Source organism: Brakhagea slesvicensis, from assembly GCF_052161625.1.
GTDB lineage: Bacteria > Planctomycetota > Planctomycetia > Pirellulales > Pirellulaceae > JBKCUI01.
Window position 1 is genome coordinate 2,802,760 of the sequence record NZ_CP197412.1, and the last position, 20,257, is coordinate 2,823,016.

The following is a 20,257-nucleotide window of genomic DNA, read 5'->3' on the forward strand; positions in this document are numbered from 1 at the left end:
AGCGGTTCTCGAGAGGGGAATGGCTCAGCGTGCGTTGCGAGGTATGTGCTTGCGTTCACTCAGATGCAAATCGAACACAGCGCCCTGCACACTTGCCTCCGAAATCGACTCGGCGCTCGGGTCGCTTTCCCGATATGCCGCATCTTCGTGTCGCATTCTCACAGTATGCCAAGTACTCGCAGCTGCGGCTACCGGTTGAAGTCCTTTCAGGGCAAAAGCCGAAGGAGGATGATCTGTCCGTATGAGCTATCCGCATCAGCTATACTGTGCGAATTCCACGAGGGCATGGGGGCGAATTCCATGTGGGCATGGGGCAGTTCTGGGGATCTGTACGCGCACGGGGGATGGCATAGGGATGTCGAGTGATCAGTGTTGGGTAACTGTAGCGGAATGGTCTATCGGCCGATGCCTTGCCGTCTCCACGATTGCGTTCGCGGTTTTAGGGTGTACACGGACTCCGACGGAGACCGCACCTGAGTCTGCCCCAGCGTCTTCGGCATCGGTATCGGCTGCAACAGTACCGGCTGCATCGGAATCGACATCTGAAACGGTGCGGACTTCTGAAACGGCTTGGGCTCCTCCCGATCTATCGAACGCGACGCTGGACGAGCAAGTTTCCGTGTGGGGCCGAGCACGGAGGGAGAGTCCAGGAAATAAGGAGTGGCTCTTGCAGTATGCGAGGACCATGCGCGCTGTCGGTCGCAGCTCCGAGGTTATCCAGTCTCTGAGCCCCGAAGAGATTGAACAACTCCCTGCACTGGAGCAAGCCGGTTTGTTCGCCGAAGCTGGCGATTGGAGTCGGGCAAAGGAGGCGATGCGCCGTGATAGCCTGCTCGCGGTATCTGCATACCAACCTGCTATCGATACGTTGTTTCAGAGCGTGCTTCGCGGGGAGGGCTCGCAAGCCCTGGACCCTACCGACGATGTCCAACTCGCGAACTTGATCCTGTCCTTCACGGGGGAGCGAAGCGGCGGGGCTGCCATCCAGAATCTTCAGCTCGATCGTGTCGCGAGAATCCGTCGTATCGCAGACTTGCAAACCATGCGGATGATTGCCCCCAACGAAACAGCGATTGCGACGATGTTGCACGCAGTCGAGGATTTACAAAAGCCTTTCACGGAGTCCAGGTTCATGGAAACACAATCGCCCTCCGTGAGCAGCCCGGATTCCGAACCGATCGATCGTCGTCTCTATCGAACGCATTGCGCCGCATGCCATGGAATCCAGGGAGATGGCAAGGGAACCGCCTCACGGTTTCTGGAACCCCCAGCTCGCAACTTCCTCCGAGAGCCGATGCGATACGTTTCGGGAGTGCGCTCGTTGGCCACCGACGAGGATTTGAGGAAGACGATTGCCGAGGGGTTGCAAGGTGTGTCGATGCCCGGATTTCCTCAGCTTCGTTCGGATGAGATCGATGCGTTGGTAAGAGAAGTTCGACGATTGCAGCGGATGGGATTGGAGGCCGCTTCCAAACGAAGATTGCAAGCGGATGCGTCCACCTCCGAGAGCGAAATGGACGCGAACGCATGGGTGGAAGCCCGTTGGCGCGATGTCGAAACACTCCCGATCCCCAAGTGGCTATCGGAACCATCGATCGCAACATTATCGAACGATTCGGAGGAAGTGGACCAAGCTTCGGTTGCCGCTGGTGCGGATCTTTTTCGAAAGGTTGGCTGCCACAGTTGCCACGCCGGGCATGACTCAGGGCCTGTTGCTTCGACGCAGTTCAACGACTCCTTGGGCAGGACGATCACTGCACGTCGCTTTCAGAACGAACCGATGCGCCGGGGGGTTGATCCCGCCGAATTGTATCGGCGTATCTTTCTTGGGATGCCTGGAACCCCCCATCCCAATGTGGAAGGTGGGCTCTCGGACGAAGAGATTCGCGCGTTGATTGACTACGTGGTCACGCTCGCTAGAGCCGCATCTAACTCCGGCACTAACCACTCTCGCCGCTACCCTTCGCGGTCGGACGTTGGCGTACAACGTTAAAGCGGTAGAGGAGGTACGCTAGACGATGTCGACGCTACCTTCCAGCTCACAAACTCTTGCTTGGCATTGTCAAAGATCCGCAGCTGCTCGCTGGGGTCGGAAACAATCTGAGGACCTACCAACACACCAAAGAGCGCGAGCCAATCTTCGGGCCTAGCGTTCCCTTTGAGGTCCAAGTATTCGATGCGGTCGTCGCGATCGTACACCATCCCATCGATCTGCGCCCGACCTGGATTTCGTTCTAACGAAATGGACCAGACAAACGAGCCATCCATTTCGAAAAACATACCGGGCCAGTTCGAGACCGATTCGGCAAATTGTTCGAAGGTGACAGAGAAGCGATTCCCCTCCGTCGGGTAGACATACCAGTGTTGAAAACCAAGCATAGTTAGCGGCGGTTATTTCGGGTTCGTCGCGAGACGTTTGAAGTATGCCTCGATGACGTCACGGTAATGGCTCGGCAAGTCCTTGGTCATGTTCTGCAAAGCCTCTTGTCGTTGCGCAGGGGGGAGGTTGCCCCAGCCCGAACTATTGCCGACATCTTTCGCATCCACCTCGCCCGGTCCTTTGACCTCGGCGATCTCCGATTGATCCATCGGTTTGGAGGAATCGTTTTGTTGCTGCTGCTTTTGCTTTTGTTGTTGTTGCTGCTGTTGTTGCTGCTGCTTCATCTGTTGTTCGATTTGATCGATACTCTTTTCCAGCTTATCGATGATCGCTTGCTGCTTATCTCGAACCAGTTTGCCAGTTCGACCGTGTGCCAGCCGGCGTTCGACGTCGTTCATCAAGCGGGAGATTTCGTCGAGCGAGTCTTCCTTGAGCGGTTTGATGTCCGCTTCCATCAATCGAGCCGTGATGGCGTAGCGAGTGGGCAAGTCGATTTCGCGTTCCAGGAGTTTGCCAAGTGTTTCAACGCATGCATCCCGTTGGAGTAGATGGTGCTGGCAGACGGCCAAGTGGAACAGGAGTGTCGATGGGTCGCTCACGGCGTCCAGAGGGAGCATTTCGAGCTTCGCGATGGCCTCGTCGTACAACGCATTCTGAACGTAGCTCCGGCAGACCAAAAGCTGTACATCCGCTTTGAGCCAATCGGGAATACCACCGTTTGCTAGGACCGAGCTGAGTGCTTTTTCGATGTCGGGCAAGGTCTCGGCGGAAACGGCACCGTCCAGCTTGGCGAGCAACGCTTGGATCGAGGGATCTCGCTCGGCAGCTGCCCGGACAATCCCTTCGAGCAAGGCGATTCCGCGAACCGATTCCAATTCGGCGTTGAGCAAACTCCCAGCGGATGGCCCGGTGGACGGAATGGTGGACGGAATGGCGTTGGGGGATTTCTGGCTGGGGGAAGCATCCAAGAAGCGACCGAGATTGCTCAGAACTTGGGCATTGTTCGGCCAGTTCCAGCTGGAAGCTTTGCGAAGGGCGCTATCGGATGTCCATCCAACTTGTGCCCCTCCCGCGAAAACGAGGAGCATGGCAAACGCGTTCGAAATGGACAATCTCATTCGACACCTGCTTCCTGGAAATACCGATCCTGGCGATCTGCGGTCGTCCGCCCCGTTCCTACTATACTGCCCTGAAACCGATCAGCCTTCCGTTCGTTGCAAAAATTGGGCCAAGATCTTCTCAAAAATGCGGTCGGCTACGTCTATACTAGGGAGCTGCCTCGCCGGGGTAAATTGCAACCCGGCCCCTTCCCACGAAAAGGTCCGCATCGAGTGGCCTTCGGCGATCCTCCTCCCAGACTCGCCGGTTCGATCCCTGTTGATTGCAAATGGTTGATGGATGGACAGTAAGCGAGTGATCGAAATGCCCGTCTCCCTGCTGAAGCAGATGAGCGAGTATCGCCAAACTGTCCGGCGCATCAAGCTTGGGGAGTCGGTTGCAGCCGCCAGTTTGATCGTGGTGGCCTCTTACTTGACTGTGTTTTTGCTAGATCGCTTCTTAGACACTCCGTTCACACTACGCATCGCATTTTGGTTGATCGCGTTTAGCGGGTTCGCTGCGCTCCCTTGGGCTTGGTATCGCTGGATCGTTCACTTGTCGACTTGGGAATCGGTCGCGCGATTGCTCAAGCGACGGCAACCGGCTCTCGGCGATTCGTTGTTGGGTGTTTTGGAGCTTGCCAAAAATCATCAAGAACAAAATCGTTCACCGGTGTTGTGTCAGGCAGCGCTCCATCAAGTTGCACAATCGGTTTCGAAGCGAGACTTGCTCGTGGAGCTCCCTCCGTCGAAGCATCGGTTGTTGGGTGGCTTGGCGGTAGTTGCTGTCCTGTTGGGTGCCATCGCGTTAGCGACTGTGCCGGCTGCGGCCTGGAACGCTGCGCTGCGATTCGCACTTCCGCTGGCTCACATCGATCGCTACACCTTCACGAGTCTGGACAAGGTCCCCTCACGCCTGGTGGTTCCTATCGGAGAAGAGTTTCCACTCCAACTTAGACTCGCATCGGAGTCGCGTTGGACTCCCCAGGAAGGGCGTATTCGCCTTCAAGGTCAAGACCCGTTTTTGGCGGGGCTCGACGAAGGACTCTATTCGTTCTCTGTTCCCGCGCAGCTGTCGCCGACGTCGATACAAGTCGCCATTGGCGATGCTTCCCCGTCCATCGATGTCGAGCCAGCTCCACGACCCGAGCTTCAAAGTTTAGTCGCGAACATTCGTCTCCCGTCCTATTTGGAAATTGACTCGACGATCGAGAAGGATATTCGGGGAGGTGTCATCTCCGCTGTTCGCGGCTCTACGATCCAATTGCTTTCCAAAACCAACAAACCCCTCTCCTTCGCAGAAGCCAACTCGCAGCCCCTCCCAATCCGCGAGGGAGCGTTCACACTTCCCGATTATCTGGTCTCGGAAACAGCCAAACTGGAACTCCGTTGGCGCGACATGGATGGACTGGAAAGTCGCTCTGCTTTTCCTCTTTTGATCCAATCGGCCGAGGACGAACCACCTTTTGTGTTCGGAGATGGATTGCCCAAGTCCAAAGTGGTTCTGGATTCCGAGCAAATTCAGTTTCAAGTCCGCGCGATGGATGATTTTGGTATCAAACGCGTCGGATTGGTCTGGAAGGCGATCGAGGAACAACTCGTCGCACCGGAGAATCCCCCTTCTGCAACATCGGACGCCTCGGGTGAAGTGATGCTCGCTAAGGGAGGGCCAACTCAGTCTTCGTTAGATGCCATGGCGGTCTTTCAAGCGATTGCGATGCATATTCCTGCCAAAGCCATCGAAGTCCGATTATTTGCCGAAGACTACCATCCAGAACGAGAGCGAGCTTACTCCTCTCCCTATGTTTTTTATGTTCTCACCCCCAACGATCACGCGATCTGGATCCTCGATCAAGTCAACCGATGGCAGCGGGAATCGTTGGAGGTGCGCGACCGCGAGCTGCAGTTGCTTGCGATCAATCGCCAGTTGCGAGATCTGCCGGCATCGGAGCTTGGAAAAGAATCGACGCGTAAACGACTGGAGGAACAGGCATCTGCCGAGCAGTCCAACGGGCGACGATTGAACAATCTCACCGCGAAAGGGGACGAGCTTCTTCGGCAAGCGGCTCGCAACGCGGAGATCGACCCCAATCAACTGGAGACTTGGGCGCAAATGCAGCAAGTTCTCAAAGATATCGCTTCGAATCGTATGCCCTCCGTTGCGGATTTGCTCAAACAAAGCGCTCGAGCAAACACAACCGGCGCAAAGGAATCGAAGGATGCGGCATCCGACAACCCAACCGCGAATCAAGTGGGCAAAACACAAGGTGGAGATGCCTCAGGTGAATCGGATACGGATGGTGAAAAACAATCCAGTGCACCGAAAGTGAATGATCAAGAGTCGTCGCAGCAACCGCCGGGTGCCGAGGGCGAAAAGGGGGGCAAGTCTTCTGGGAGCAGCCCAGCAGCGCTACGGCTTCCTTCGACGACCCTGATGGGATCTCAGGGGGAGGCTCAACCTGGCGAGGAGGGAGAGGAATCGACGCCGGTGGAGCAAGCGGTGGAGGAGCAGGAGGCGTTGCTCGCGGAATTTGAGAAGGTTGCGGATGCGTTGAATAACGTCATGGGGAATTTGGAGGGAAGCACGCTGGTCAAGCGTCTCAAGGCCGCGTCGCGAGAGCAGCTTGAGATTGCCGAGGGAACCAATCGCGAGCTTTCGGAAGCCTTTGGATCGACCGCAGCCCGATTGACATCCGAGCAAAGAATGCGGCTGGAAGGGCTCAGCCAACGAGAGTTGCAAGCGTCCGAGTATGTAGCGACGATCGTCGATGACATGCAGGGATTTCAGGAGCGACGGCCTTCACCCCGGATGGCGGACGTCGTGCTCGAAATGAAATCAGAAGACTTGCTCGGTAACCTGCAACGTCTTTCTCAACGTATGACGGTCCAGCAAGGACTGGCTATCGCGGAAGCGGAGTACTGGTCTGATGCCCTCGATCGATGGGCAGAGGATATCGTCGAATCCGCCGCGAAGGGGGAGGGGCAAGGGGGCAAAAAAGGGAAGAAATCGCTTCCCCCGTCGCTTGTACTCGAGGTCATGCAAGTCCTAGAGCAAGAGATGAATTTGCGAGATAGAACACGCGTCGCGGAACAGTCTAAGGAGGCTGCGACTCCGGACGCTTATCGCGCGACCGCAAACGAATTGACACAATCGCAAATCCAACTTCGAGACAGGGTTGCTTTGACAAGACAAAAAATCTCGGAGCTTCCCGACGCGCAGGCTGAGTTCGAACGAGAGTTAGGGCTCCTCACTCAGGTCGACGCTGTGATGCAGGAAGCGGCCGCCATACTGAGCCAACCCAATACCGGACGAGAAGCGATCGCGGCGGAAACCGAAGCCATCGAACTGCTTCTGCAAGCCAGGCGTTCCAGCCCCCAAAAATCGGGAGGGGGGGGAGGAACCGACCCGGGAGGCGGAGGTGGGGGAACCACCGATGAGGCGGCGATCGCGCTCCTAGGACCCGGCGTCAATCCCAACGAACAGCGGCAAGAACGAACCGTCACGCAGGAAACGGGAACCACGGGAACCGGTCTGCCCGAAGAGTTTCGAAACGGATTGGACGAGTATTTCCAACGCCTGGAAAGCAAGGGGCCCTCGCGATGATCACACCGCGACTTGCACGCTGGCTTCGGAGCAGTGCGACCCTGGGCGTCAACCTGGTTTTATGTAGCGCGTGGGGCGTAGTGCCCTTCCGTGTGGACTCCAGCGTCGAGGCGCAAGAAGTCCGGGTCCGTGCAGATGGCATCATCCTTGGGGCGGGAAATGAAAACATCCCAAACAAAATCGATCGCAATACGGCGCTGGCACAGGTGCGGGGACTGGTTCAAAACGAGTTGCGAATCATCGCTCACACCTGCGCACCAACGGAGTCGCAGTCCATCGCATTGTTATCGATCGTCGAACAAGAGTGGAGAACCAAATCGTCTCGCGAGGTCGCGAAACGATTGCAGTCCCATGTGCACGGGACCATTGATTTCGACGGAATTGTCGAACGCTCTATGCAGGACTGGGTGGCCAAAACATTGACTCCCGAACAATTGGCAAAGTACGAAGTGGAGTTGAGTAATCGCGTGGCCTCGCGTCGCGAGGCATTGATCGAACAGATGCTCGTGTGGCTTCATGACAAATTGAAGCTTTCCAGCGGTCAGCAAGAGCTGGTCCGCAAGGTATTGGAGGAGAAGTGGAAAGATCGATGGTTTCGGTCCATCGAAGGAGTGTACGACAACGAGGCGTTGTTACCAGAGTTGAATCGCTCGTGGTTGGATACGATCCTGACGGAATCGCAACGCAACGCGCTAGCCATCCGTACTCCCCTTCCACGGTCAGCGAACTACTCGCTCGAGTATACGGTACACCCTCTGGAAGAACCTCTTCGCCTGGGAAGTGTCACGAGCGATCCACGCCTCGTTTCGACGACACCACCTGTTCCCTCCGAACCATCCAAATAGAGGGAGACCTGGCATGAAATCGATCGATCGAGCTTGGCAAGTACAGGAGCGACTCTCCGTTCGTTTCCTATTGGTCGTGCTCGCATCGATCGCCCCCTTCCTCGCCGCTGCGAGTGCTCCCGTTTGTTTCTCGCAACCTCCAATCGATTCCCAACCAGCGGATCCACCCAAAAAGGAACTTCGCAAGGAAGCGATTCCGCGGCTCCAACCTCGTCGTATCCCTGCGGTCCTACAAGCCCGTATGCTGCAGAATGCGGACAACGGCGGAATGACCATTCACGGAAAACTGAGTCGAGCCGAACTGGAAGAGATGCTTTACGGACTGCTCGGAGGATCGCGACAAGCGTTTCGCCGCCTGCGTCGTGAAGCGATCCAACGGTCCATCGACCGAGTCGACCAAGTTTGCAAATTGAACGATTCCCAAAAGGAGAAGATCGATGGTTCGATCGAAATCGATATCGCACGCATCGAGTCGACGATCACCTCTCTGCTCAGCGAAATCCGAGAGGACACTCCACCCGATAAGAAACAAGCCATCTACAACAGCGCGTGGCAACAATTGCGAACCATGCAACAACATGACACGCTGAACCAAGATGTTTTGTGGAAGAAAGTTCTTCATGCGACCTTGACCTCCGATCAACAAAAGCAGCTTGATGAAGATGAAAAGCGTGTCGAAGCGACGCGGGTACGATCAGGCAAATACCGGTTGCTCTTGCTGGTGCAGCGCAAAGTGGGACTGACCACGGGAGAGCGACAGAGTCTCCTAGCCTTTTTACTGGACCCGAACCATGTCTCGATCCAGTCCGTTCCAGCACTGTTCGAAGCGTTGAGCGAACTTTCAGATTCCCAACGCACAGCTATTCTTTCCGATGAGAGCTTCCAAGCCTGGAAGCAACAAGCGACAGCACGACCATGATTGTTTTCGACTCACGACTGCCATCGATAGCTACCACACCAACCCGAATCAGGGGAGCGGGCTGGATGGCGATGCTAGTGTCCATCTGCTGGGGGACGATCGCATTGGGACAGAACCCTTCGGCGTTTCGACGGGAGAACCCGGTCCAAGGTCAGGGTGTGTCTCGTGAAGTGCGAGAGATCTATGAAAAGGGATTGGACTGGCTCATCACCAGCCAAACGCCCGAAGGCGCTTGGCCCTCACCCAATAATCCTGGTCCCGGTCCGACTGGCTTATGCGTGATGGCGTTTTTGGCATATGGCGAAGACCCAAATTTCGGAGCTCATGAGACTCAGGTGCGTCGAGCTGTTCAGAACTTGATACGTGAGCAAGATCCGAAAACAGGGTATCTGGGCGGGAGTATGTATCACCACGGATTCGCAACGCTCGCGCTGGCGGAAGCCTACGGGGCAATGGACGAGAAAAGACTGTGGGAAGGAGCTGACGGACCGATGGACCGACGGCGTTCGATTGGCCAAGCCCTTGAGTTGGCGGTGCGAACGTCTATCACGAGCCAAGACAAAAATAGCACGGGTGGCTGGCGGTATGCCCCGAACTCCACGGACGCCGATACCTCGGTTTCCGGAGCGATCCTCGTCTCTCTCCTTGCTGCGAGGAACGCGGGCATTGAAGTACCGGACAAGAACATTGATCGCGCTATCTCGTACTTCACCAGCATGACCTCGAAAAGTGGGCAGGTCGCCTATGCGGGCGGATTGGGTGGCTACGATGAGTCGCAGGCACGCGTGTCGATTGCGGCCCTCGTCTACTCGATCGCAGGCCGAAAAGATTTAAGCGAATTCAAAGCCTGCACCGCATTTCTCAAAGCCAAAGATGCGATCAAGGTCGGGGATCACTACGGCGAGTACACGGCGTACTACAAAGCGCAAGCGTTGTTTCAAGCCGATATAGATGCTTGGGAGAAGTGGAACAAATTGCTGATCCAGGAACTCCGCCAAAGCCAAAAGCCCGACGGCCGATTCGATGGTAGCTTCGGTCCAAATGTTGCGACCTCCCTGTCGCTTCTGTCCTTGGCAGTCAACTTTCGATTCCTTCCTATTTACGAGCGCTAGACCGCATGTTCCCTCCTCGCTGCGCTACATTCTTTCCACGCCATCGAACTTCCCGGTTGTTCTCAACCGGAGTATGGCTCGCGCTCGCGATGGGACTGCTTGGCATCGCGCCGATCGGTCCGCATTCCTACGCACAAATAAACGAGGAAACGCCAAAAAGTCTGGGAACCCTGCGTCTGGTCGGCGGCGATGTTCTCAAAGGTGGTTTTGATAACTCGGGTGCATCAGGTAGTTCGGAGAGAGGGTTGCTTTGGAATTGTCCCAGCTTCGCGACCCCCGTTGCCGTCCCCTGGGAAAAGGTTGAATCGATCGCAGTGGATCGTCCATTGACGCCGGTCGATTCGACGTCGTCCAGCGAAGGGGAACGGGAAGACGCTCCTCGATTTGTGGTAGAGTTTTGGGCCGGAGGCTGCGTGACAGGCGAAGTGGAATCGATGGACGAGCGTACCCTTCGATTGAAGTCCAACCGCTTTGGCAGCCAAGATATTCCGTTCACCTCGATCCGGACTTTACTACGAGTCGTGGATGGGCCCTCGAAAGAGGCCGGGATGATACCGCCCGAATCTTGGACGCAAACCATTCCACGAGCTGAGTCCGAATCGGATCAACGATGGGACGTGCGTGTAGGATCCATCCAAACCGAGACTCCGGGCACTTCGATCGAGCAGCGTGTCTTTCTCCCCGATGTGAATGCGATGGAGATCGATGTGGCTTGGACGCACTCTAGCCCGAATTGGATTTTAACCCTGGGGACCCCCAAGAAGCTGGAGTTGCATGTTCGCAAGATTGAGCATCGCAATGCACTTAGCGTCACATTGCTATTCGAAGAAAATGAGAACGCCGATTTGGCAACGGCGATCATCCCGTTCGAAGGTCTGGAATCGATGCGTCTTCGCATTCTCTCAGACTATATCCGTGGGCAATTCGCATTGGTCTGGAGAGGAAAGACGATTGCAGAGATTCGTGGAAAGGAAAAGCAACGGAGCGCTGGGGTGCAGTCGGTGGTTTTGACCAATGTCGCACCGGGTGGAATGCAGCTGCGCGAACTTCGAGTCTCTCGCTCCACGTTTTCTATCGATTCAAGCTCGCTCAATCCAGCCGCTTCGGAGGATACGTCCGTTCCAAAAATCATCCTCTTCAATAGCGAAGACTTTGCGGGGGTCCCCACGGACTTTCGAGCTTCCGATAGTAGTTTTGGGTTGGCCGGATCGGCCAGCGCCCTGGGGCGTATTAGCCTTTCCACCGTCGAGCGCATCGAGTTCCCGCGCGCTGTTGAGCAACCGAAATCCAATCGAACCGTCTACTTTGTAGAGCTGGAGAATGGGAATCGGTATTCCTCGCATCGGATCGAGGCGGCCGGGAATACGTTTCTGCTGAAGGATACGCCTATCGCCCTCGATATCGTCTGCCCAACGTCGGAGATCATTGCGATTCAAGCTCAGCGATGGAATGAAGAGCCAGCAGGTTGGCTTATCCAGCCAGGACGTTCCATGCGGATTTCGACCGAGCATGTCACCGCCCTGGGAGAACTCGTCGGTCATTCGCATCCGACGTCGTCCCTGAGGGGGATCTCGGTATTCGGATGGCGCATCGCACCCGATCTTCCGCCGCTACCTTTGAATGAAAAGGTAAGTGGTGCGATCGATATCTTTGCGAGGGTTGCTTCCGGTGCAGAGAACCCCTCGTCCGCGAAGCTTTCACCTCAGTCTCGCATGGAACGATTCGGCCGTCTTCTCCAACCAGGAGAGCCCGCTCTCTACCTAACTTCCGGAGATAGCATTCCGGCTCGATTGGACCAATTTCGCGATGGCCTCCTCGAAGTCGCGAGCGAGTACTTTGGAAATGCGACCATCGCATCGAGCCATGTTCGCGGATTTCGTTACCTCGTTTACACGGGTACCGATGCGTTGCAAGAGGATGTTTTGCAACGATTGCTTACCGTCCCTCGAGCCCAACGCAGCGATCCTCCTACCCATTTGGTTGTATCCAGGGAAGGGGATGTCGTGCGAGGCAAACTGATCGAGTCGGATCCGGATTCCCTCGTGCTCGATGTGCGGGGTACCCCCCAACGCTTTTGGACCAAGAACGTTGCTGAGGTCATTTGGCTCGCACCTCCCCCGGAGCTCGCGCCAAAAGATCCAACGACGCTCGATACGAACTCCAATCCCCAACCGCAGGTCGAATCGCCACTGGCTTGCCAAGTCGTGATGGAATTGGGAACGGTTCTGTCCATCGTTCCGGAATCGATTGCGGAGGGTCAGATCCGCGGCAAACACCCACAATTGGGTGAATGCAAATTGCCCCTGCCAAACTGCTCTCGCATCTTGTTCGGAGACGAGATCGCCTCCTACGCCCGCGCGAGCCAGTACTCGAAATGGGCGCTCCGCCATGCCATCGACCCCAAATTCATCTTGGAAGAAAAAGATGCTGCCGATGCTGCCGCCGGACGATCGAAATGGATTGGGCAAACCGCACCAGACTTTCAAGTCGAACGGCTTGATGGCACATCCTGGAATTTGGCGAGCCGCAAAGGAAAGGTCGTAGTCCTCGATTTTTGGGCGAGCTGGTGCGGCCCTTGTATGAAGAGCTTGCCCGAAGTCGCCAAGATCGCTAGCGACTTTGCTCCGAGCGACGTTGAGTTCCTCGCCTTGAACCTAGAGGAAGCGCCGCAAGTCGCACGCGCGGTTGCGTCTGCCATGGGACTGCAGGAACTGACGGCGATCGATCGCGATGGATCGATTGCGAAGTCCTATGGCGCAGCAGCGATTCCCTACACGGTCGTGATCGACAGAGACGGGATCATCCTCGCTGTATTGATCGGAAGCACTCCTGATACTGCGAACCGTTTGAGGGAGGCGATTGCGAAAGCGCTCGCAGGAGACTCGCGCGGTGAGTAGCGAGCTCTCTCCTCCTATCATCGCGTTGACAACCGACTTTGGAGCGAGCTTCTATGTTGGCCAGCTGAAGGGAGTCTTGGCCACCCTGGCGCCCCAGGCTCGCATCATCGATCTAACGCACGAAATCGAACCGCAGTCCATCCATCACGGTGCCATCGTGCTTCAGGACTCGGTGCCATGGTTTCCTAAAGGTTCTATTCACATTGCGGTAGTGGATCCAGGAGTAGGGACCGACCGCAGGCTCGTCGCAGCCGATTTCGACGGCCGAATCGCAATCGGTCCCGACAATGGTCTTCTCTCAGCGCTCGCGGCAGACTTCCCCCCACGAAGGATCGTCCATTTGAACCGACCCGAGTTTTGGGCCACGCGACCGAGTACAACCTTTCACGCCAGGGACATCATGGCCCCTGTGGCTGCCTACCTAGCGGGTGGCGGAGTGTTGGAATCGCTCGGCGATGCTTTGGAGGCACTGCATCCGAGCCCTATTCCCAAGGTCGCGTATCGACGCGAGGAGGATCGAGAAAGCATCGAAGGGAGGGTTTGTATGGCCGACCGCTATGGAAATCTCCTTACCAACGTGCGAATCCAAGACTGGCCAGCGTCGGAGAACTCGCAAGCGATGCAGGAATGGCAACTTGTCATCGAAGGCACCGCGAGTCCACCTCCCGGCCGATTGGAACTGCGCGAGATCCCGATCGTGAAGACCTACGGAGAAGCCGAGCCCGGCAACCTCGTTGCCTTGATCGGCTCGTCGGGGCGTCTGGAAATCAGTATTCCAAACGGCAACGCTCGAGACTGCCTTGGCGGTGATCATCTCCGCTTTCGCGTCGTGCGAAAGGGGATGACCCATCCATCGCTAGGTTTTTCACGCTAGCTAAACACCCTTGTCACCTGGAACTTTGCTACAATGCGGCGGCCCGAAGAACACCCTTTTCGCGATCATTGATCTGCATACTTCCAATTCGCAATTGAAAAGTCGTCAGCCGTGGCAGCAAAGATTACTGGAAGCGTCGTAGAGATCAGTCCCAGCGGTGATTTGATTACGGATCTCACGGCCGAGCGACTCGCTGGCATCGGTCATTCGGAAGAGACGAAGATTGTCGTCGATGATGAATTCGAAACGTTCGGCATCTATGGTCCAGAACATCAACAACCGGAGATGACGCTTATCGCGATTTTAGAAGATGGCCAACCGCTCCGATTGCACTTGGTCTCCGATTCGGCATCGATGATGTTGGGGGTTAAAATAGGGGCTCCTGTCCAAGTCCACTAGCACGCTCGTTCTTTCAATTCACCAGGTGGACGCCATCCCGTTTCGCAATGCGTTTTGCTAACGACGCACCAGAATGCAACGCGCCCTCCATGTAACCAACGAATTGGTAACAGCAGTGTTCGCCGGCGAAATGAAGTCGCCCGATTCCTTGGTGCAGCACCGGACCTAGCGTAGTGATCTCTCCCGGAGCCGGAAACGAATAACCGGCTCGTGTCCAAGGGTCTGCGATCCAGTCCATGAACTGGCCTTTCTCAAAACACGGCGAGTAACCTGGGATCAACATCTCGAGTTCCCTCGCGTAGGATGGCTGTCGCTCCGCAACGGCCCGGCGATGGATGGCTTCCGCTGCCGGACCACCGCTAAAGGCGATGAGCGCCACCGATCCTGTTTCGTTTTGACCATCGGTTCCATGCCACGTTTGCCCCACTTCGCCATCCGAAGTCCCGTCGGGTGATACCCCTGCAGCGCGCCAAAACGGCTCCCGGACGACCGACAGGAGTTTCACGTTGGCTCCCATTTGAGGCAAAAGAGCTCCTGGCAACTCGGGGGTGAATCGAATCGACGACCAAGTGCTCGGGGGCGTGGCTAACACAACGTCATCGGCTTCATGCATCTCCCCAGCCGCGTCGACGACGGCAACATGGTGTTCATGTATTTGAATTTCGCGGACAGGACAATCGAGTCGGATCCGCTGGTCGCCCAGCTCCGTGGCAAGGCGTAACGCGTAGCTCTGATTTCCCCCGTCCAATCGATATAACTCTGTGTCCGTCCAGTAGCGTTCCAAACCGCCACCCTTGACCTGCGCGAGATTGCACAGATGGCTTTGCCGGCTAGCGGCCACACCGTTGTCGGAAGTGAACTGCGACGTTAGCAGCCGTTTGGCCAAGTCGGAAACGGAAAGATCTGCGATCCAATCTGCTGTGGTGCGGCGATCGATCTTGGCGGCATCGATGCTCTTCCAAGGCTCCTCGGCATCGATCGTGCGAGCTTCATCGGTCATCTTGGTGAAAACGGAATCGCACTCTTCCTCCAGTCTGCGAGCTTCCTCCTCGAGCAGCTTTCGACCTCCGAGGATCATGGGAGATGGGGCGTCCTCCTCCTTGATATCGAGGAACTCGAATCCAAACTTGGCCGCATACGCCAAGATGTGAGGATGGTTCGATCCCAATAACTCCCCACCTCCCTCCACATTCTTGCCGGGAATCAAGTTCTTCAGACTGAGGACTCTTCCCCCCACGCGTCGCCTGGCCTCGAAGACTTTTACGCTGTAACCAGCGCTCGCCAGTTCGTACGCGCATGCCAGCCCAGAGAAACCTGCACCCACTACAAGTACTGTTGGCTTGGACGCCATCCCCTTCGAATGAGCCAAGGGAGAGGATTGGGACGACAAAAGGCCTGTGCATGATGCGAATCCAAGCTTGAGCAGTTCACGCCGCGAAAGCTTGGACTCGGATCGCGCTTCCGCGATTCGTTTCGACGAAAAAAAAAGCCGTTTCATGATTCGCAATCCAATCCCACTTCGAATGAGTCTCCAGACTCGCTCAAGTATATCGAAGGCGGTTTGGGGAGGAGTTATCTCGCCAAGGCGCCAAGTCGCAACGGGACAGGGAAGAGGACCGACTTCAAACAGCACGGACAGGCTGGTTCTCCAGGTTCTCACCAGGAAAAGATCTGAGTCGGGAATGTGAATGTGATTGCTCCCAAGTCATCTCCCTTCGCGCCTTGACGCCTTGGCGAGAAACTTCTTTACACGCACCCATGGAGCGAGAAAGCTTTTGTACGACATCACAGCGTCTTCAAGTACTCGAGGAGATCTCGTTTTTCTTCGTTGTTGAGTCGGGCAGGGTAGTCGTGTCCAGAGGATGACTTGCCTGCAGCTCGAGTATCGAAATAAAGCCGCTTGTCATAGGAGTTCAATCGACTCGGTGGCTTGTCCATCACCTCGATTGGCAAACCGACTCGCTGGGTGTCGAGCGCTAGCGATGTCCGTCTCCAAACAACTGGTCTTTCGTCGGGATGAAGGAGATGCCAAAGCGTGGGCACGCTTCCGTTGTGAAGGTAGGGAGCCGACGCCCAAACACCATCCAGGGGAGGAGCAACATAACCTTCGACCTCGGCCAATGTTTCTTGACGCCCCATATCGGCAAACCAACTGGAGCCGTAATGGGCGCGATGCGCCGGAGTGAGCGAGTCGAACCGGACGCGATCGGTTTTGATGTCTTCGATGTCGACGTGGATGTTCGGGAATTCAGTTCCATCCCCATAGGTACCATGGCAGGAGGCACAATTCTTTTGAAAAACGACTCGCCCCCGTTCGGACATGACGTGATCGATAGGGAGTGGATATTGAGGAGGTCTCAATTCTTCCAAGAAGCGATAAACGTCGCGGAAGTCGGACTCCCATTCGCGAAACTTCTCTGGACCGTTCTCGCGCACCAGCATGAACTGCATCAGCCCCTTGTGCCCTTTTTCCGCAAAGCCATCAATGTAAATATGATGCTTGCGATGGAAATGCCACCAGGGAGGGGCGTCCATGTCATGATGCACCATCCTAGCTGGGGATCGATTGGTGTGGATTCGAAGCTCTTCATCGCGATAGTTCATCAACGCGACGCCGAACATCACCGCATTGCTCGTTCCCATGGTTCGGCCCAGAGGCATCACGAGCGATCCAATATCCATGTGACCCAATGGCTTGCTAAGTTGAAGCTTGGTCCTGCGCACCGATTCGGTAAGGGACTCGAGCAAGTAAAGCGTGTTCGGCGCTCCTGGGTAGGTGGCTCCGTACAAGTTCCCACCGTGGCAGGCGAAGCAATTCATGACGAACCGATTCTCCGAAGTTTGCACGTATTGAAGGGGAATATCTGGTGCATCGGGACGACCTGACAATCCAAAGCGAGCGAAGAACCGCTCCCGATCCGAAAGGTTGTCGGCAAACCCCTCCACCGGCAATCGGGCCGAACGATCTTTTTCTAATTCCCGCACGGCGTCCAAATCAAAATCGTGAGGCAGATAGGGATTCGAAACCAAGTTTTGATAACCACGTTTGGCTTCGGGGGACATCCCAGACCAGAGATCAGCGAATTGTTGACGCAGACTCGCTGCGATCAGAACCGCTTCCGCCTCACTTCCCGGCTCCACGTGGTCAGGCGCTTTTCGCGAGTCCGCGGAATCATCTGCCGGGGAGTAGGCCACCGCATGGAGGGCGATGCAGAGGGAAATCCACCCGCGTGCGGAGAGACGAAATGCGGATCGAATTGTCGAGATCAATGCGGAACTCATTACTCTGGGGAGTGAAAGGGACAAAAGAACCGATCCACCGACGCGTCGAACCGTTGCTCACTACCGAACAACGCCTGTTAGGAGTATACCGGCAAGGGTAGTGACTCCCTAACCGACTCAAATCGGAGATGATCCTACCTTTCACCGCCCGTCCCCGTAGCGGAGCCACCAAGTCCATTTGTGGATCTCGATTGTGACGAACGCAGTCAGGGAGAGGGCGAACATCGCCACCCAGACATGCCAGCTCACCGGCTCGATTCGGAGCACGGATTGCAGTGGCGGGAAATACATCGCGAAGATGTGGATCCCGAGTGCCCCGATCGCTCCTGCGAGCAGAAAAGGTGTCTTGAGTGGAGATTGCCTCAACGCGCTCATGGTTTCGGAGCGGCAATTCCCGATGTGGATATTCTGAAAAAGAACGGTTAGCAAGAGCAATGCGTTTCGAGCGGACGCTTCGCTCCACCCGGATTGAATCATCCACCAGAAGGACCCGGTGCCGACAACCATCATGGTAATGGCAGCAATAAGTATCCTTTCCAGCATCAATCGATCGAAGATCGGTTCGCTGGGGCTGCGCGGCTTGCGGCGCAAGACGCCCGATTCTCCAGGTTCAAATGCCAACGCGACCCCTTGGATTCCGTCGGTCACCAAGTTGAGCCACAATAATTGCACAGGCAGGAACGGAATGGGTAGATACGAGCCCATAACAAACGTTGCACCGATGAGAAGGACTTCCGCGAACCCCATCGATACGAGCAGGTAGATGACCTTGCGGATATTGTCGTAGGCGATTCGGCCTTCCTCGACTCCAGCTACGATCGTGGCAAAGTTATCATCCGAGATGACGAGCTCAGCGGCTTCTCTCGCCACATCGGTCCCCGACTTTCCCATCGCGATTCCAATATTCGATGCGCGCAGGGCTGGCGCGTCGTTGACGCCGTCGCCGGTAACTGCCACATAGTGCCCTTCGGCGCGGGCTGCGTTGACCAGCTCCAGTTTCTGTCGCGGTGTGACGCGTGCGAAGACTCGCTTGGTACGGATCATCTCGCGAAGTTCTTCTTGACTGAGCCCGTTGAGGGATTGGCCTGCGATCACGCTAGCCGGGGAATCCGCCAAGCCCAGGTCCTTCGAGATCGCAAGCGCGGTGACAGGGTGATCTCCGGTGACCATGCAGACGGTGATACCGGCCTGTTGGCATTGCTCCACCGCTTGTTTCACTCCTGGGCGAAGCGGGTCGATCATTCCGATAAAGCCGAGGAACGCCAGGCCTTGCGGGGGGCGCTCCGGATCGAGCTCGATCGTTTCGTTGTCTTGATTTCCTGATGCGATTGCGAGGACGCGGAATCCTTGCCGAGCCAACTCCTCCGCATGGTTCATCCAATGTTCCCATGCTTCGGTTTGCTCCGACATCGAGCACATGCGAAGCACTTTTTCAGGGGCTCCTTTGACGCAGATGCGAGTCCCTGTCTCGATGCGATGGGCGGTCGCAGCAAATTGAAACTCCGGCTCAAAGGGAATCGCTCCGGTCTCTGGATACCGATCTCGGATCTTCTGTGGATCCAACTTCGACTTGATGGCCAGCCCTAGCAAAGCAATGTCGGTGGGGTCACCATGCCATTTCCATTCCGATCCGTTCTGATGCAAATCTCCCTCGTTGCACAACACTCCCGCTTCGATCAACTCGACCAAACCGGATGAAGTTGAGGCATCGATCGGTTTGCCATCGATTTGCAGTTCGCCGATCGGTTGAAAGCCGCTGCCTGTTAGGTGGATCGAAGCATGATCGGGGGTCAGGACTCGCTGCACCGTAAGCTCGTTGCAAGTAAGCGTGCCCGTTTTGTCGCTTGCGATCATGGTGCAGCTTCCCAAGCCTTCGACAGCTGCGAGGCGCCGGACGATCACGCCACGTTTTGCCATGCGCGTGGTGGCAACTGCCAGGGCGACCGTCAATGCTGCTGGCAGGCCTTCTGGTATGGCGGAGACGGCCAGGGCGACGCCGAATAAAAGCATTTCTTGCAAGGAATGTCCGTGGACGAAGATTCCGATGAGCGAAACCGCTACGACCGAGATCAATACAACATAAGCGATCGAAGTGGAGAACTTCTCCATGCGTTCGATGAGAGGAGGCTTGCCACCCGAACTGGATAGAACATCCACCGCCAGTTTGCCTACTTCGGTGTGTCCACCTGTTCCGACAACAACCCCTTGCGCGCGACCTCGGACAACGATCGATGCGGCAAATGCGAGATTCCGTCGATCGGCCATCGGGGTTGCGTCGGTTCCTCGCCAATCGCTGTCCTTGACGACCGCGAGCGATTCGCCGGTCAGGAGGGATTCATCGACTTCGAATCCAGTGGCTTGTAGCAATCGTAAATCGGCGGGGACGCGATTACCCGACTCGAGCCACACGATATCCCCTGGTGTCAACTCTTCCGCATCGATCTCGTAGGTATCGCCATCGCGCGTCACCGTCGCCCGGATTTGTAGAAGCTTTTGCAGGGCTCGACTGCTCTTCTCCGCACTCCATTCCTGATATCCGCCGATCACGGCATTGAGGGCCAGCACGATGGCGACGAAGATGGCGTCTTTGACTTCCCCCAAGGCTATCGAAAGGACCGCGGCACCGACCAAAACATAGATCAGCGGGCTTTGGAACTGGCGCAGGAGGATCTTCCACCAAGGGGTCGGCGGTTGCTGGGGCAGGCGATTCGGACCGCTCTCTTTCAGACGCTTTTCTGCGTCGGATTTCGCCAGTCCTTTCTCGTCCGCCGAAAGGATCTTCAATACCTCATCGTGCCCCAGTTTGTGCCAATTCGTCACTAGTAGCTCCTGTCTCCATCTTCGCGTG

General features: G+C 56.2%; 13 protein-coding genes. 8 read left to right on the forward strand and 5 right to left on the reverse strand.

What is annotated here, in order from left to right:
• Positions 1-355 precede the first annotated feature (355 nt).
• Entirely contained in the window at positions 356-1,993 is a 1,638-nt protein-coding gene (locus SH467x_RS10540) for a c-type cytochrome (protein WP_482371230.1), read from the forward strand.
• Here SH467x_RS10540 and SH467x_RS10545 read toward each other — a convergent pair.
• Together SH467x_RS10545 and SH467x_RS10550 are read right to left on the reverse strand one after the other, a co-directional pair.
• The gene (locus SH467x_RS10545; RefSeq protein ID WP_482371231.1) at positions 1,990-2,379 is read right to left on the reverse strand and encodes a hypothetical protein; all 390 of its coding nucleotides are present in this window, start codon (positions 2,377-2,379) and stop codon (positions 1,990-1,992) included. The genes SH467x_RS10540 and SH467x_RS10545 overlap by 4 nt on opposite strands.
• A 12-nt stretch (positions 2,380-2,391) precedes the next feature.
• A complete protein-coding gene (locus SH467x_RS10550) occupies positions 2,392-3,498 on the reverse strand; it encodes a hypothetical protein (RefSeq protein WP_482371232.1) in 1,107 nt (368 codons plus the stop codon).
• A 280-nt stretch (positions 3,499-3,778) separates the two neighbouring features.
• Here SH467x_RS10550 and SH467x_RS10555 point away from each other — a divergent pair, with 280 nt between their 5' ends.
• From SH467x_RS10555 to SH467x_RS10585, 7 genes are all read left to right on the forward strand, one after another.
• Positions 3,779-7,081, forward strand: a complete 3,303-nt coding sequence (locus SH467x_RS10555) for a hypothetical protein (protein WP_482371233.1) — start codon at positions 3,779-3,781, stop codon at positions 7,079-7,081.
• A complete protein-coding gene (locus SH467x_RS10560; RefSeq protein ID WP_482371234.1) occupies positions 7,078-7,926 on the forward strand; it encodes a hypothetical protein in 849 nt (282 codons plus the stop codon). Before SH467x_RS10555 ends, SH467x_RS10560 begins: the two co-directional genes overlap by 4 nt.
• A 13-nt stretch (positions 7,927-7,939) precedes the next feature.
• Positions 7,940-8,845, forward strand: coding sequence for a hypothetical protein (locus SH467x_RS10565; protein ID WP_482371235.1), 906 nt, complete (start codon positions 7,940-7,942; stop codon positions 8,843-8,845).
• A gap of 65 nt (positions 8,846-8,910) precedes the next feature.
• Positions 8,911-9,957, forward strand: a complete 1,047-nt coding sequence (locus SH467x_RS10570) for a prenyltransferase/squalene oxidase repeat-containing protein (RefSeq protein WP_482371236.1) — start codon at positions 8,911-8,913, stop codon at positions 9,955-9,957.
• Between the two features lie 56 nt (positions 9,958-10,013).
• Positions 10,014-12,854, forward strand: a complete 2,841-nt coding sequence (locus SH467x_RS10575; protein WP_482371237.1) for a TlpA family protein disulfide reductase — start codon at positions 10,014-10,016, stop codon at positions 12,852-12,854.
• Positions 12,847-13,728 carry an SAM hydrolase/SAM-dependent halogenase family protein gene (locus tag SH467x_RS10580; protein ID WP_482371238.1) on the forward strand — a complete coding sequence of 294 codons (882 nt, stop codon included), beginning with the start codon at positions 12,847-12,849 and terminating at the stop codon, positions 13,726-13,728. The genes SH467x_RS10575 and SH467x_RS10580 overlap by 8 nt, the downstream gene beginning before the upstream one ends.
• A 111-nt stretch (positions 13,729-13,839) precedes the next feature.
• Positions 13,840-14,127, forward strand: coding sequence for an SAM hydroxide adenosyltransferase (locus tag SH467x_RS10585; protein ID WP_482371239.1), 288 nt, complete (start codon positions 13,840-13,842; stop codon positions 14,125-14,127).
• Between the two features lie 13 nt (positions 14,128-14,140).
• Here the strand turns inward: SH467x_RS10585 and SH467x_RS10590 are convergent, their stop codons facing one another.
• From SH467x_RS10590 to SH467x_RS10600, 3 genes are all read right to left on the reverse strand, one after another.
• Entirely contained in the window at positions 14,141-15,625 is a 1,485-nt protein-coding gene (locus SH467x_RS10590; RefSeq protein ID WP_482371240.1) for a flavin monoamine oxidase family protein, read from the reverse strand.
• A gap of 287 nt (positions 15,626-15,912) precedes the next feature.
• A complete protein-coding gene (locus SH467x_RS10595; protein ID WP_482371241.1) occupies positions 15,913-17,409 on the reverse strand; it encodes a c-type cytochrome in 1,497 nt (498 codons plus the stop codon).
• A gap of 141 nt (positions 17,410-17,550) precedes the next feature.
• On the reverse strand, positions 17,551-20,229 hold the full coding sequence (locus tag SH467x_RS10600) for a cation-translocating P-type ATPase (RefSeq protein WP_482371242.1): 2,679 nt from the start codon (positions 20,227-20,229) through the stop codon (positions 17,551-17,553).
• Positions 20,230-20,257 lie beyond the last annotated feature (28 nt).